11 protein-coding genes and 2 tRNA genes are annotated in these 13,657 nt (G+C 46.1%); 12 read left to right on the top strand and 1 reads right to left on the bottom strand.

All coding sequences use genetic code 11. The features are described from left to right. The first annotated feature begins 141 nt into the window (after nucleotides 1-141). The 11 genes from KJS63_RS13905 (at nucleotide 142) to KJS63_RS13855 (ending at nucleotide 11,651) form a co-directional block, all read left to right on the top strand. Nucleotides 142-687, top strand: coding sequence for a peroxiredoxin (locus KJS63_RS13905; protein ID WP_068615587.1), 546 nt, complete (start codon nucleotides 142-144; stop codon nucleotides 685-687). Between the two features lie 215 nt (nucleotides 688-902). Beyond that, the gene (locus KJS63_RS13900) at nucleotides 903-1,328 is read left to right on the top strand and encodes a hypothetical protein (protein WP_068615589.1); all 426 of its coding nucleotides are present in this window, start codon (nucleotides 903-905) and stop codon (nucleotides 1,326-1,328) included. Between the two features lie 448 nt (nucleotides 1,329-1,776). Continuing rightward, entirely contained in the window at nucleotides 1,777-2,898 is a 1,122-nt protein-coding gene (locus KJS63_RS13895; protein ID WP_213619683.1) for an ATP-binding protein, read from the top strand. 219 nt (nucleotides 2,899-3,117) lie between these two features. Next, nucleotides 3,118-4,080 carry an aldolase catalytic domain-containing protein gene (locus KJS63_RS13890; RefSeq protein ID WP_068615593.1) on the top strand — a complete coding sequence of 321 codons (963 nt, stop codon included), beginning with the start codon at nucleotides 3,118-3,120 and terminating at the stop codon, nucleotides 4,078-4,080. Between the two features lie 119 nt (nucleotides 4,081-4,199). Beyond that, nucleotides 4,200-6,320: a putative bifunctional diguanylate cyclase/phosphodiesterase gene (locus KJS63_RS13885; protein ID WP_213619682.1), complete on the top strand. Its 2,121-nt coding sequence runs from the start codon at nucleotides 4,200-4,202 to the stop codon at nucleotides 6,318-6,320. Between the two features lie 134 nt (nucleotides 6,321-6,454). Then, nucleotides 6,455-6,531 (top strand) — tRNA-Pro (locus tag KJS63_RS13880). 10 nt (nucleotides 6,532-6,541) lie between these two features. Further along, nucleotides 6,542-6,615 (top strand) — tRNA-Gly (locus KJS63_RS13875). Between the two features lie 289 nt (nucleotides 6,616-6,904). After that, nucleotides 6,905-7,927 (top strand): BMP family lipoprotein, encoded by a 1,023-nt coding sequence (locus tag KJS63_RS13870; RefSeq protein ID WP_213619681.1) that lies wholly within the window; start codon nucleotides 6,905-6,907, stop codon nucleotides 7,925-7,927. A 159-nt stretch (nucleotides 7,928-8,086) separates the two neighbouring features. Then, entirely contained in the window at nucleotides 8,087-9,622 is a 1,536-nt protein-coding gene (locus KJS63_RS13865; protein WP_213619680.1) for an ABC transporter ATP-binding protein, read from the top strand. Continuing rightward, nucleotides 9,615-10,691, top strand: coding sequence for an ABC transporter permease (locus KJS63_RS13860; protein ID WP_213619679.1), 1,077 nt, complete (start codon nucleotides 9,615-9,617; stop codon nucleotides 10,689-10,691). Before KJS63_RS13865 ends, KJS63_RS13860 begins: the two co-directional genes overlap by 8 nt. Then, entirely contained in the window at nucleotides 10,692-11,651 is a 960-nt protein-coding gene (locus tag KJS63_RS13855) for an ABC transporter permease (RefSeq protein ID WP_213619678.1), read from the top strand. A 216-nt stretch (nucleotides 11,652-11,867) separates the two neighbouring features. Here KJS63_RS13855 and KJS63_RS13850 read toward each other — a convergent pair whose 3' ends face one another. Beyond that, nucleotides 11,868-12,062, bottom strand: a complete 195-nt coding sequence (locus KJS63_RS13850; protein ID WP_068615605.1) for a YwbE family protein — start codon at nucleotides 12,060-12,062, stop codon at nucleotides 11,868-11,870. A 546-nt stretch (nucleotides 12,063-12,608) separates the two neighbouring features. Here KJS63_RS13850 and pheS point away from each other — a divergent pair. Then, on the top strand, nucleotides 12,609-13,643 hold the full coding sequence (pheS, locus tag KJS63_RS13845; RefSeq protein WP_213619677.1) for a phenylalanine--tRNA ligase subunit alpha: 1,035 nt from the start codon (nucleotides 12,609-12,611) through the stop codon (nucleotides 13,641-13,643). Nucleotides 13,644-13,657: the final 14 nt, after the last annotated feature.

Genomic DNA, 13,657 nt, shown 5'->3' with positions numbered 1-13,657 from the left:
TTATAAAAAAGAAATCCTTCTAATCTTGACTTTGCATTTTTCGGATGATACCATTTGTAATGTAGATTTGGAATTGCAATAGTTCATAGGGAGAACAGCTTCGGCTTGTTTTCTTACATATTTTAAAGGAGGATTTTAATCATGGCAGAACGTTTGGTAGGTAAACCCGCTCCGGATTTTGATCTTGAAATCGTAACAGGAGACGGTAAAGAATTTAGTCGTGCAAAATTGACGGATTACCGCGGTAAATGGTTGGTATTCTTCTTCTATCCACTCGATTTCACATTTGTATGTCCGACTGAAATCACAGCTTTGAGCGAAGCTTATGAGCAGTTCAAAGCATTGGATACAGAAGTTCTTGGTGCCAGCACAGACTCTGTGCACAGCCATAAAGCTTGGATCAACACACCTAAGGACAGCAACGGTCTGGGACAATTGAACTTCCCGCTTGCTGCTGATATTACGAAGAGTGTTGCCCGTGATTATGGTATTCTGATCGAAGAAGAAGGCGTAGCGCTTCGCGGCTTGTTCATCATCGATCCAGAAGGCGAACTGAAGTACCAAGTGGTTAACCACAACGATGTGGGACGCAGTGTTGATGAGACACTTCGTGTGCTTCAAGCTCTGCAATCCGGCGGATTGTGTGCGATGAACTGGAAACCAGGCGACAAAAACCTGAACGTTTAATTTTTTAGATTTGGACATGTTATGAGAAGGCCCCCTTATGGTGCTTTAGCGCCAGCCAGGGGGCTTTTTATCCCATATACCGGGACTATTTCCTCAATATTCTAGATTTTCTCAGTAGGAAGAGGAATTTACAATCCAGTTACCGAATACGTTATAGGAATCCAAAATGAATGAAGCGCTTCATAATTGAACCTAATTAAGGAAGGTGAAGGGGAATGAGTTTTTGCTGTGGAGCGAGTATGGTTGGAACGAAAGGTACATTGAAACATTATCGTACGCAAGTCCATAATGTTCCCCTGCTCTTCTGTCCGGTCTGCCACCGGGTGGAGGTTCATTATAAAGTAGAGAACGAGTATGAGATTCTGGCTGAATATGCGCATGATGATGGGGCAGCCGAAGTTGATTTCCAGGATTTTGTGATGGAAGATGAGGAAACGATCTTCGGAAACTGTGTCAATTATGAGAGCGAGGACCCGCTTGATATTGTGCAGAGCCAGATTGATATGTCCCTGGACTTATTGACGGTGGCGAAGCAGATCCAGGATGAGAAGTGGGAAAGCGAATTGAAGAAGCGGCTTGCGGTTATGAGTCAAAGACGGACCAAGCTGCTGAATAAAAAAAGCAAGGGCAGCACCAGATAGCTTCAGGTAATGGCCCTGATAAATAGATATATAATAAAATTTTAGAAACTCGGGCCTTTTTGGTTCGAGTTTTTTTGGCTTCATTCACTCAATTAAGCGAGGGTCTTATTTCTTTTTTTTGAAAATGGCTCAATTTGCGCATATCCCACCTTTTTCGACACTTTTTCTGATTGACGAGTTTTGACTTAGTTAATATGATAAATATAGCGGATTTCTAAGTTTTTCCAAGCTGTACAAGCTTAAGATTGAATGGGCCGAGAGAGCCCTGGCGGCAGAACTCAAGTTCTAACTTCTTTCGCAATATGGATTGAATAACATATGGACTACATAGCCTTCAGCTTCCAATCACAGCACATGAGAATCAGGCATCGTTAAGTTCATTCCATATGGATGATGGAATATTGTCGGATAGGCAGGTACATCATTAGTCAGAAAAGGGGGGATCAACTTGTTGAGTGAGTTTCAAGAAACTTTGCTTCAATCCGTTCAGGCATTTCAATCAACAGAGCTTGTCAAAAACAAGTATGAGAACGTACTGCAGCATCTTGACAGTGGTATTCTCTTGTTCGACAGCGAGGGTGTCTTAACATTCATTAATGTTCAAATGGCTAAGCTGCTTGAGCTTCCCCGTCAGTCTCTGATTGGCTGCAATCTGCTTCAGCTTCTGCGTCATCCTTACTTAAGCAGGTTTAAGCAGAAGAAGATCGTCAGAATCTACAGAGAGACGATATTTCACCGGCGCAAGTATCACGAATTGATTGATGAATATGGACGCCACTGGCTCATTACGGTTACCTATGGCGATCAAATGGATGGGGATTTTCTCCTCAGTGTGAAGGACGTTTCCGATTACAAGCAAATCGAGCAGACGGCTTATCAGAATGACAAGCTGGCCATGCTTGGGAAGATTTCGGCTGCAATCGCTCATGAAATTCGTAATCCTCTTACAGCTATACGCGGTTTTATTCAGCTTCTGCGTCCTCATCTTCTCCAACTGGGCAAGGATGAATATGCCCGCATTATATTGATGGAGATTGACCGGGCGAACGACATCATACATGAATTTCTTAACTCCTCTAAGCCTTCCGCCCCCCAGAAGACGGTTGTCTGTGTATCTTCCTTATTAAAGGATACACTGCTGCTTACAGAAAGTGAGGCTTTGATGATGGGCTGTGAAATGCGGCTTCATCATATCAGCGAAGAGCTGTTTGTCTCTATTGATGTTAAACAGATCAAGCAGGTTATTTTAAATATTATCAAGAACGCCATGGACGCTATCGAAGAGGTTGAAGGCGATCATGCGGGAATGATTGAAATAGGTGCAAAGCAGGAAGGAAACTATGTGAACATTTCTATTAAGGACAACGGTAACGGAATGGACAAGACCCTGCTAACCCGGCTCTTTGATCCTTTCTTTACAACCAAGGAGAAAGGCACAGGCCTTGGACTGTCCGTCAGCTACAAAATTATTAAAAACCATGGCGGAACCATCTCGGTCGATAGCATGAAGGGAGAGGGCACGGTTTTTATGGTATCGCTTCCATTAAGCGGCAGGTTTAAAGCTGAGTAATAACATGAACATCCTATGCAAAATGCTGTCAAGATGAGCACCCAAAGGTGCTTTTTCTTATGCTCATTTGGACATTTTAGGGATTTAAAGCGTTTATCCAAGTCCAGAAGTGGGAAATGTTGTTCATTTGCTCTAAATATCTTGGATATTGCCTTTACATTTGCTTTTGGCTTCAAGTAAGATGAATAGTAAAACAGATGAGAGAAGGTAACTTTGCGGATGAAGACGAATCATTGTAAAATTGTCGATTGCACAATTAGAGACGGCGGTCTCGTGAACAACTGGGATTTCAGTGTTGAGTTTGTTCAGCAGCTGTACAAGGGGCTGAATGAAGCTGGCGTTGACTATATGGAAATTGGATATAAAAACTCGCCTAAATTATTGACAGGCGCAGATTCGGCAGGTCCTTGGCGTTTCCTGAACGACGAGTTCCTTCGGGAAGTGATCCCGCAAAAAGGTACAACCAAGCTGTCTGCACTGGTGGATATCGGCCGTGTGGATGAGAATGATATTTTGCCGCGCTCGGAGAGCATGCTGGACCTGATCCGTGTGGCTTGTTACATTAAAGACGTGGACAAAGCGCTTCAGCTTGTACAGACCTTCCATGACAGAGGATACGAAACGACTCTGAACATTATGGCCCTGTCCAATGTAATGGAGAATGAGTTGATGGAAGCATTTGAGATGATTAATGAAAGTGTTGTAGATGTGGTTTACATCGTAGACTCTTACGGAAGCCTTGATTACAAGGATATGGAATACCTCGTACAGAAATTCAAGACCTACCTCCCGACCAAGAAGCTTGGGGTTCATACCCATAACAATATGCAGCTTGCTTTCTCTAATACTTTGGTGGCTGCCCAGAACGGCGTTGAGTTCTTGGATGCTTCTGTGTATGGAATGGGCCGCGCCGCCGGGAACTGTCCGACTGAACTGCTCGTTACACATCTGAAGAATACCCATTATAAACTCCGCCCTGTGCTGGAAGTCCTTGAGAACCTTCTTATTCCGCTGCGTGAAAAAGAAGAATGGGGTTACTTGATCCCTTACATGATCACCGGGACCCTGGACGAGCATCCACGTTCTGCAATGGCGATCAGAGCCTCGGCAGATAAAGACAAGGTTGTTGGCTTCTACGACAAATTGACGACACCTGAAGTCAGCTTTGAGAAAAAATCATAACTATAGATGAAACCGGAGGCGAGAAGCCTCCGGTTTTTTTTGCCAAAAAAGAAGGATAACCGCGAAAGATGTGGAATTTATGAGAAACATAGATTCTACATCTGGGGGTCGGAATAGCAATGCGGATCAGAACAGCAGAGAAGATGACAATATACCAGTGGTTGATAGGCTTTGTCATCTTGGTCTGGGCAGGAATGATTCCAGCTTCAGTATACAGCAGGGAAACTTACGAATGGTTCGGGAATCTTCACGTTATTGCCCTATTCTTTGCGGGGGCGTTCTGCTTCGCGATCTTTATTCAAGGCTGGATGCTGTTTACGGACAGGCTGTCCAGAATCAGGCTGTATAGTTCGGTGCTATTCGGGGCCCTTGGTCTAATCAGTCTGCTTAGAATGCCTGCCTATGGCAATATGGACTTTTTGAAGGACATGGGTTTGCAATTGAATACGTTGGTCTGGCTCACGCTGATTTCCCATGGACTCAGCGCTGTTGGTATACTTATTATCTTCAGCGGGAATGACGAAGAAGTCTCACGCAAACATAAATTTCTAACGGCCGCCCTTTCGGCAATTGTACTGGCCGGGGGCCTTTATGTTGTGTTTTCTTTCCAGGACAAGCTTCCTGAGCTGCTGCCCGCTTCGCCATCTAATCCGTGGATGATGTTTGTGAGTGTGGGCATCATGATTGCTTATGCCGCTTCATTTACTGCTATTCTGTACAAGAACAGAGTTGAACGTTCGGTTTCGGTATTATCAGTAATTACTGCATTAATTTTTATGATGATGGGGCATTATTTGATATTCCTGGCTGAGCCGGAGGTGCTAGGAATACAGCATTTGACCGGGGAAGCCTTCATGATGATGGCTTACTACTTTGTACTTAAAGGGGTGTATAAGCTCACTGTTGAGGAACCCCTGCGCTACCAGCAGGCAGCTGAGGCGAAGATCAAACATCTGGCTTTCTATGATGATTTAACTGGACTTCCAAACCGCCACAAATTGAAAATAACCCTCCAGAACCAAATCGAGAGGGCCTCCGGCACTGGGATTCCCGCTGCAGTGATTGTCGTGAATATTAACCGGTTTAAAGCGATCAATGACTCACTCGGTTATTCTGCTGGGGATCGGCTCCTATGTTTAATGGGTGAGAGACTCAGTCGGCTCTGCACCTCATCCGAGGAGGTGTTCCGTATGGGAGAGGATGAGTTCGCTCTGATTGTTGGCGGAGCTTCCAGCATTGAGGATATTCAAGATCGAATGGACCAGCTGCTTGTGTCTATGGAGTCTTCGCTTCTTATTGATAATTCGGAATATCATGTGTCCGTAAGCTTGGGACTGGCTGTATTTCCGGATGACGGCAGCTCTGCGGACCAGCTTCTTCAGAATGCGGATATGGCCGTGCATAATGCTAAGGAACAGGGCATAGAATTCAGCCGGTATACCCCGTTCATGCAGCTCCATGCCCAGTCGCGTTTCAAGCTGGAGAACGATTTGCGCAAAGGAATTGAAAGGCAGGAGTTCTACCTCGAGTTTCAGCCGCAGATTCATTTGGACACCGGCAAGATTGTTGGTTTGGAAGCCCTTGTTCGTTGGAATCATCCGGTCCGCGGGGTGATCTCGCCAGCTGAATTTATCCCGCTGGCTGAGGAGAGTGGACTGATCGTGCCGCTCGGAGACTGGGTTCTTCAGACGGCTTGCAGACAGAATAAGAAGTGGCAGCTTCAAGGGTATGAACCAATCTGCATCTCGGTGAATCTCTCCATGAGACAGTTCCGCCAATCTCATTTGTCTGAGCATATTGGCATGATGCTTGAGGAGATTGGACTTGCTCCCGAATATCTGGAGCTCGAAATAACAGAAAGTATGACCTTTGATAAGGAAGCGGCGTTTGAGCAGCTTCAGCGCTTGAAGGAGCTTGGAGTACATATCAGTATTGATGATTTTGGTACAGGGTATAGCTCGCTTCATTATTTAAAAAGCCTGCCTATCGACCGCCTAAAGATTGACCGGTCCTTTGTTAAGGAAGTTATGGAGGACAACAATGATGCGGCGATTGTGTCCACAATCACTTCCATGGCACATCACCTCAAGCTGAAGGTGACGGCTGAGGGCGTGGAGAACCAGGAGCAGCTGGAATTTCTGAAGCAGCAGCGGTGTCACGATGGGCAAGGGTATTTATTTAGCAAGCCTACGGCAGCAGCGGAGATCGAGAAGCGCTTCCTGAGCAGATCAGCCGGATAAAGAAAAAGGGCCAAGAAAGTAAATCTTGCTTGGCCTGTTTGAATTGATTTTATGTAAATTGTAAAAAACAGTTGCAAAATTAACCGTAAGATGATATATTTATTTTTGTCTTTACGAAATGTAATGCAAGATGACGGGACGTAGCTCAGCTTGGTAGAGCACCTGGTTTGGGACCAGGGGGTCGCATGTTCAAATCGTGTCGTCCCGACCATGATCATTTTGCGGGTGTAGTTCAATGGTAGAACTTTAGCCTTCCAAGCTAATAGCGTGGGTTCGATTCCCATCACCCGCTCCATACACAAACGACCAGGTTCTTCCTTTAGGAAGGGCCTTTTTTTTATGTCGAAAAAGTGTTGTTTTTCTCCGATTTATGGAGATACTATATTTAGTAAAACTGAGCAGAAGAGGTGGAATACACGCATTAAACGAACATAGCAAGTCAGATTTCAAGGATGAAACGCTAACATTATGTCAAATCCGTAAATTTATTGACCTTCGTTCATTAATGTGTGGATTTAATTTCGTTTTAATTGTATAATTTGGTCGACAGACCATGCTTTACATTTCTAAGGGGGATTATAAACATGAAAAAGACTTTTAAATTGTCGATGGTCATGCTGCTGGCTCTTACTGTAGTGCTTGCAGGATGCGGCAACAAAAAAAGTGAATCAAACGGCAACGCGGGTACTGAAGGTGGCAAATCCGAGGTCAAAATCGGTATGGTTACCGATGTGGGCGGGGTAAACGACAAATCGTTTAACCAATCTGCTTGGGAAGGTCTGCAGCAGATGAAAGCTGAAAAAGGGGTAGCTGTAGAGTATCTTCAAAGTACTAAAGCTGACGACTACAATACAAACCTGAATAAATTCGTTAAAGGCAAATATGCTTTGACTTGGGGTATCGGGATGAGCTTGGCTGATGCTGTTGGCAGCGTAGCTAAACAAAATAAAGATGCAAAGCTTGCGATTATCGATGCGGAAGTAGATCAGCCTAACGTTAAATCCGTAACTTTTGCTGAGCATGAAGGTAGCTTCCTGGTTGGTGTAGTAGCTGGTAAAATGACAAAAACTAATAAAATCGGATTTGTCGGCGGCGTTAAGCTTCCGGTAATCGAGCGTTTCGCTGCTGGTTTTGCGGCCGGTGTTAAAGCGGTTAATCCAAACGCAGTTGTAACCAATAACTTCACTGGCGCATTTGACAAGCCGGATCTTGGTAAGACTGCGGCTGCAACTCTGTACAACGATGGCGCGGATATCATTTTCCAAGCTGCCGGTGGTACAGGTACAGGCGTATTTAACGAAGCCCTTGGACGTGCGAAGAGCGGTCAGAAAGTATGGGTAATCGGTGTGGACAAAGACCAATCCATCGAATTCCCGGACGTAACTCTGACTTCCATGGTTAAGCGGGTTGACGAAGCTGTAAAACGTGTGAGCCAAGAAGTAATTGACGGTACCTTTAAAGGTGGTCATGAAACTCTTACCCTGAAGGACAACGGTGTAGGTATCGCTGATACTTCCAGCAAAACAGTTCCTGCTGACGTGCTTAAAATTGTTGACGAGTACAAAGCAAAAATTATCAGCGGAGAAATCAAAGTTCCTGAGAAGTAAGATTTGCTAATTGCGCTATCCACAATTTTCGAGTTTCGCTTAAACGTAATATAGGCTATATTTATAGAGCAAGGCTGGTTATTTAACTAGCCTTGTTCACTTGTTAAACAAGGTATTTCAAAGTCCTGTCCAGACTATCTTTATGAGAAGGGTGATCTCATGTCAGCAGCGACTCCTGTTCTGGAGCTTAAGGGAATTACCAAACGGTTTCCCGGTATCGTAGCTAATGACTCCATCAGTTTAAAGCTTAACAAAGGTGAAATTCATGCATTATTAGGTGAGAATGGTGCCGGTAAATCTACCCTGATGAACATTGTGTTCGGGTTGTACCAACCAGATGAAGGCAGTATTGAAATGAATGGTCAGCCTGTGCTTATTGATAATCCAAACAAAGCCATCGATCTTGGGATCGGGATGGTGCATCAGCATTTCAAGCTTGTGGAACCGTTTACCGTCACTGAAAATATCATTTTGGGAATGGAACCTCGCAAGGGATTGAATCTGGACTATAAGACAGCAGCAGCCAAAATTAAAGCTCTCTCGGAACAATATGGACTTAAAGTAAATCCACATGCCAAGATTCACGATATCTCCGTGGGTATGCAGCAGCGTGTTGAGATTCTTAAGACGTTGTACCGTGGTGCGGACATTCTTATTTTCGACGAACCTACTGCGGTTCTGACACCCCAAGAAATTTCCGAACTCATGGAGATCATGCGCCGGCTGGTGAATGAAGGCAAATCCATCATTTTGATTACACATAAGCTTAAAGAAATTATGCAGATTTCTAATGTGGTTACCATCATCAGACGGGGCAAGGTTATTGATACGGTGAAGACCTCCGAGTCAAGTCCGCAGGAATTGGCGGAGAAGATGGTCGGAAGAAATGTAACCTTTAAAGTTGAGAAGAAGCCTGCTGAGCCTAAAGAGAATGTGCTTACGATTGACAATATTTCAGCCAAGAGCAAGGATGGAGTTCCTGTTCTTAATGGACTCAGCCTGAACCTCAGAGCAGGTGAGATTCTGGGTGTGGCTGGAGTAGATGGAAACGGTCAAAGTGAATTGATCGAAGCGATCACAGGCCTTCGCAAGGTGGACAGTGGGACCATCAAAATTTTGGATAAAGACATCACGAACCAGTCGCCAAGAAAGGTTATTGAAAGTGGTGTTTCCCATATACCGGAGGACCGTCATAAACACGGGCTTGTTCTTGACTTCTCTATGAAGGAGAATCTGGTTCTGGAGACTTATTACAAAGAACCTTATAACAAGAAGGGCTTCTTGAATTATGACGCCATTGGAAAGCAGGCTTCACGCCTGATTGAGCAATTTGACGTTCGTACGCCGAGTATGGACACACTTGCAAGATCCTTGTCAGGTGGTAACCAGCAGAAAGCAATTATAGCCCGGGAAATAGATAAGAACCCGGACCTGCTGATTGCCGCACAGCCAACACGCGGACTCGATGTCGGAGCGATTGAATTCGTACAGCGCCAATTGATTGCCCAGCGGGATCAAGGTAAGGCCGTGCTTTTGATTTCTTTTGAACTGGACGAGATCATGAACGTTTCGGACCGCATTGTGGTTATTTACGAAGGGAAGATCGTCGGCGAAGTGTACCCGGAATCCACCAATGACCAGGAGCTTGGTCTTATGATGGCGGGCAGCACAGCAGGAGGTAAGGCACATGAGTAAATTGTACAAGATGTTTACTGGAAGCATCGTTATTCCTCTGGTTGCCATTGTGTTTGGTCTGATCGTTGGGGCAATTATTATGCTTGTGGGCGGTTATGATCCGCTGCTTGCTTATCAGTCCCTGTTCGAGCAGGTATTTGGGAATTTGTATGATTTCGGGGAGACGCTGCGTGAAATTACACCACTCATTCTAACGGGGCTTGCTGTGGCTTTCGCATTCCGTGCCGGTTTATTTAATATCGGTGGGGAAGGACAATTTATTGTCGGCATGACGGCTGCAACTTTTGTGGGTGTAAAGGTAACAGGGCTTCCTTCAATCATCCATGCTCCGCTTGCACTTATTGCTGGTGCCCTGTGCGGCGGCTTATGGGCGGCAATTGCCGGATATCTGAAAGCGAAGCGGGGTGTGAACGAGGTTATCACCACCATCATGCTGAACTGGACGGCTTTGTATTTGGGGAACTACATTGTAAATGCATTTATGCTTCCAGAAGGAATGGACCACTCCGAGGAGATTCAATCCACGGCTTCTATCTCTATCCCAAGTCTGGTTAACTTCTTCAATGATGCCCGTATGCACTGGGGGATGCTGCTTGCCGTACTGGCTTCTGTGTTCTTCTACTATTTCATGTGGAAGAGCAAGCAGGGTTACGAACTGCGTGCAGTTGGTCATAACCCGAATGCGGCTGATTACGCAGGTATGAACGTTGGCCGTAACGTAGTAAAGGCTATGTTTATCAGTGGTATTTTCGCGGGTCTGGCTGGAGCCGTTCAAGTACTGGGCGTGTTCCACTATCAGTCGATTATGTCAGGCTCACCGGGGATTGGCTTTGACGGAATTGCGGTTGCTCTGATCGGTATGAATCATCCGTTTGGTATTCTGCTTGGAGGCTCTTTGTTCGGGATACTGACCTATGGATCTGCTGGAATGAGCTTCGGCGCAGGAGTGCCGCCGGAATTGATCCGTATCGTAATAGGTTCCATCATCTTCTTTATTGCCGCACAAGGCATCGTACGCTGGGTGCTTAAACCTCTTTACTCCAAACGCAAGAAAGAGAAGGTGTTGTAAATGGATTGGGTAACTACATTAGGCCAACTTGTAAATACAACGCTTGTATTTTCAACGGCGCTTATTTTTGCAGCCTTGGGCGGCATCTTCTCAGAGCGTTCAGGGGTAACCAATATCGGTATTGAGGGTCTAATGACCTTCGGGGCCTTCTCAGCAGCGATCGCAACTTATTATGCGGACCAAGCTGGCATGGGGGCAGGTGCTCCTTGGGTGGGCTTGATCGCAGCTATTATCACCGGGGTTATCGCCTCACTCATTCATGCTTTGGCTTCGATTACTTTCAAGGCAGACCAGATTATCAGCGGGATAGTAATTAACTTTCTTGCGGCCGGTAGTACACTGTATCTCGTTAAGTTGATCTTCAACGGCAACGGGGAGACTCCGCTACTGAAGGTTGTAAGCAAATATCCGATCCCTGGTCTGTCTCAGATTCCAATTATCGGAGAAGGGTTGTTCAATAACTACCCAACCACATATTTAGCCATTATTCTGGTATTCGTGGCTTATTATGTGCTTTACAAAACCCCATTTGGGCTTCGTCTTCGTTCTGTTGGTGAGCACCCAAGTGCCGCAGATACCGTAGGGATCAACGTCCGCCGGATGCGCTATATCGGCGTGATGATCAGTGGTGCGCTGGCTGCCCTTGGGGGAGCCACAGTTACTTTGACAACAACCAGTACTTTTGCGCATAATACCATTTCTGGTCAAGGTTTTATCGCGATCGCTGCGATGATCTTCGGGAAATGGAATCCAATTGGAGCGTTTGGAGCGGCTGCGTTCTTCGGCTTCTCTCAAGCGATCCGCAGTTATGTTACGCTGTTCTCCTGGTCGAGCCACATTCCGATGGAATTCATTTATATGCTTCCATATGTGCTGACCATCATCGTGCTCGTTGCTGCGGTAGGGCGTTCCTCCGCACCATCAGCCCTTGGACAGCCGTACGATCCGGGCAAGAGATAAACAGAATAGAGCTTCAAAGAACAAAAGCAGAGCTTCCGAATGGAGCTCTGCTTTGTTGTTTTAGCTATAAGTTGAATTAATGATTTACACGTAAGGCAGATAGGTGAAATCTTCTTTAAGGTCGTTGTTGCTCTCAGACTTCTTGAATTCAACCGCCCTCTTTTAAATCCAACGCTCGTAATGTTAAGATTTGTCCGCTGCTATCACCTTTTGGGGCTACACATGCACTGTCTTAACTCTGCCTACCTGACCGTCTTCCAAGCGGACTTTGATTCCATGCGGATGGGTAGGGGAGTTGGTAAGAATGTCCTTCACAACACCCCGGGTAAGCTGTCCGGTGCGCTGATCTTTCTTGAGTACGATGTCCACGGTCCGTCCCGGAATAATGTTCTTGCGTTCTGTTCCATTCATAGCTGTGGGCTCCTTTTTCTGTAAATATCATTAACCATAACATACCCTTGTGGGAAACCAAAGCATACAGGGAAGATACGACTTGCCAATATGCTCATCTTTTGCATATAATATTGAACATAACATATGGATCGGCTTGTTCTTAGCCTAAGGTCCATGATGCATGACATGAAAATGCGATGATGGAGAAGAGTAAGCAGTGCCTCTATACAGGGAGGGAGCGCCGCAGATTGAGAGCGTTCCTACAGAATCAGGCTGTCTGAAGTTCGCTCCGGAGCAGCGCCTTGAACCGGAACCTTAGGGTTCACACATTAGAGGCTGCCGGCCGACGAACCGTTATTTCGAAAGAGTGAGTGAAATATCTTCATATCTGTAAGCCATAATGGCTTAACAGGGTGAGGTTATGGATCTAACAAGGGTGGTACCACGGTCTTTTCGTCCCTTACGGGAGAGAAGGCCTTTTTTTGTTGTCCTATACAGGTGCGAATACGCCTTAGGATACATGAGAATGGATACGTGGGTGTAAATATCGAAGGAGGGTCATACATGAAAGAACGTTTGGAATCGTTGAAAGCTGAAGCGTTAGAGCAGTTGAAGAATGTTGCGGATGCGGTGCAGCTGAATGATCTGCGGGTGAAGTATCTAGGCAAGAAAGGAGCATTAACCGAAATACTTCGGGGCATGGGTTCTCTAAGCGCGGAGGAGCGTCCAGTAATTGGCCAGGTGGGCAATGTGGTACGGGCTGCAATTGAGGAAGTTATCGAGCGCAAGCAGCAGCATTTCCAGGAGAAAGAGACGGAGCTGAAGTTAGCCTCCGAGAAAGTGGATGTTACTCTGCCTGGACGTCCGCTTCGCCAAGGCGGTGTTCATCCGCTGAATAAAGTAATTCAAGAGATCGAGGATATCTTCATCGGTCTGGGTTACCGCATTGCGGAGGGACCGGAGGTGGAGACGGACTATTACAACTTCGAAGCTCTCAACCTGCCGAAGAACCATCCGGCGCGGGATATGCAGGATTCCTTCTACATCACGGAGGACATCCTGATGCGGACCCAGACTTCCCCGGTTCAGGTTCGGACTATGGAAGCGATGAAGGGTGAAGTGCCGGTCAAAGTCATTTGCCCGGGCAAGGTATACCGCCGCGACGATGACGACGCGACACACTCGTTCCAATTCAACCAAATTGAAGGACTGGTAATCGGCAAGGGAATTCGCATGAGCGACCTGAAAGGGACCCTGCTCCAGTTCACCCGGGAGATGTTTGGCCCCAACACGCAAATCCGCCTTCGTCCAAGCTTCTTCCCGTTCACTGAGCCAAGTGCGGAAGTGGATGTCACCTGCGTGAAGTGTGGTGGTTCAGGCTGCCGGATGTGCAAACAGACAGGCTGGCTGGAAATTCTGGGCTGTGGTATGGTTCACCCAAGAGTGCTTGAGATGGGCGGTTACGATCCGGAGGAGTATACGGGCTTTGCATTCGGCATGGGCGTGGAGCGCATTGCGATTCTGAAATACGGCATTGATGATATTCGTCATTTCTACAGCAATGATCTGCGGTTCCTGCAGCAGTTTGCTCGATATTAATTAGCGAAGGGAAG

The sequence above is a fragment of the Paenibacillus sp. J22TS3 genome, from assembly GCF_018403205.1.
GTDB lineage: Bacteria > Bacillota > Bacilli > Paenibacillales > Paenibacillaceae > Fontibacillus > Fontibacillus tuaregi.
This window is presented reverse-complemented; position numbering and strand designations above follow the sequence as displayed.